Below are 1938 nucleotides of genomic sequence, written 5' to 3' on the forward strand. Positions count from 1 at the left end.
GCAGATGGTACTGCAGTTATGTGGGAGAGTATGTCGTCGCCTTTCTTTAAAGAATCCTCATCATTTACTTGATGGGGTTTTTTTTTGCGTAAAACTTTTTTTAGTATCGTAAATTTTGGGTAAGCATTATTTTGTGCCAATTCCAATACGGATCAATTAAGTATAAATTACAGTTAGTCTATAAAAGAAGTAATACTGTTCATATTAGGTGAACAGCCAAGAAAAGTGAACGAAAAAGAATATAATTTTTCAAAACACTAGAATAAAATCATATTTTCGTATTATGAAAAGTGTAACGAAAATTCGATACAGACAAATTGAAGAGGTGCAAAACAAAGTGCTATGTCACGAAAATCAATTACAATGAAAGGAAAGATAAGCATAGCGACTATTTTTTCGGCACTTATTTTGGGATATGGGTCATAGTAAACTAAATCTTTTCAAAGATAAGGATATTATAAAGCTAAGAGCTTTGTTTACTACTGCCACAGAAACTTTTACTACTGATATCGAAAAGTTAGAACAATTTTACTCCCAGTCAGACATTCTAAAGCACCTAAAAAAAAACACTAAGGAACTATTAGCAATAAAGTATGTGAGCTTGTCGCCAAAAGAAATAATGTTGAAACTTTTGCATGCTTCACATTATAATGGAAAATTTTATCTGAAAAACATGTTTTAGTGGAAAAAAAATCCATTTATTTAACTTATAGTATAACTAATGGAAAATAATATGAAAATTCAATACTGTTCAGATCTTCACTTAGAATTTTTAGAAAACCGAAGATGGATTCTGTCTAATCCAATCAAATCCGAAGCTGATGTTCTCATTCTGGCAGGTGACATTATGCCTTTTAGAGAATTACATCAGCATCAAAAGTTCTTTGATTATGTTTCCGATCATTTTGAACATACATTTTGGATTCCTGGTAATCACGAATATTATAATTCAGATATTGCCCAAAGAAGTGGTGTTTTTGAAGAACAGATAAGAGATAATGTTACGCTATTAAACAACAGCGTAAAAAACATAAATGGAATACGATTGGTTTTTTCGACTTTATGGTCTTATATTTCAGTTGAAAAAGGGTTTTTAATTGAACAGAGTTTATCGGATTTTAAAGTAATACGAAAAAACGGAAAACGATTAAGCGTTGAAGACTATAATCAACTTCATCGGGAAAGCAAGCTGTTTTTAGAGGAAACTTTTCAGGACAAAACAAAAAGTGCTACAGTGGTTATTACGCATCATCTACCAACGTTTATCAATTATCCGCAGAAATACAGTGATAGTAATATCAACGAGGCTTTTGGAAGTAAAATGTCATCATTTATAGAAAAAAATGATATTGATTATTGGATTTATGGACATCATCATTGTAACGTCGCAGATTTTGGCATTGGAAAAACAAGAATGATAACTAATCAACTAGGGTATGTAAAGTATAATGAGCATGAAGATTTTAATGGAAGCTGTATGTTTTTATTGTAAACTGAATAAATAATAGGATAGTAATTTTATATTGTTCAATATGTGTCAACTTGGTTTATTTTCTATTTTTCACTTTACTGTAATTAGCAAATTTAAAAGTGCCAAAAGCATTACTTTTCCCTGAAAGATAAAACTCAAATTTTAGGTGTAGACGGGATCAAGTCCAAAACCTATGGAAAACCAAAAGAATGCAGATGACTGTTTGTGATCATTAGGTATGAAAACTATTGATATTTCTTAAAAAAGGTGTGAACTCGGTATTGCCTCTTTTTTCATAAGGGCTGGACTATATGCTGCCATTCCTCTAAAAATTCCATTTTCTTCTGTTAGTTATTTTGTAAATGTGATATGTCTTGAATATAGTATGTGGAATTGAATACTTGAGTCTATGTAATTGCTAAGTTTGTATTTCAGGAAAACGGCAATAAGCCCAAGGATGAAATAGA

Annotated in this window: 1 protein-coding gene; it reads left to right on the plus strand. The window is 30.8% G+C overall.

All coding sequences use genetic code 11. The features are described 5' to 3' along the window. The first annotated feature begins 721 nt into the window (after nucleotides 1-721). Nucleotides 722-1492 carry a metallophosphoesterase gene (locus ACNQGH_RS21815; protein ID WP_417958125.1) on the plus strand — a complete coding sequence of 257 codons (771 nt, stop codon included), beginning with the start codon at nucleotides 722-724 and terminating at the stop codon, nucleotides 1490-1492. Nucleotides 1493-1938: the final 446 nt, after the last annotated feature.

The organism is Flavobacterium kochi, from assembly GCF_048286715.1.
Taxonomy (GTDB): domain Bacteria; phylum Bacteroidota; class Bacteroidia; order Flavobacteriales; family Flavobacteriaceae; genus Flavobacterium.

Bases quoted from the DNA above. Each gene is read 5' to 3' on its own strand.
- ACNQGH_RS21815 (WP_417958125.1), top strand. From the start codon at position 722: ATGGAAAATAATATGAAAATTCAATACTGTTCAGATCTTCACTTAGAA.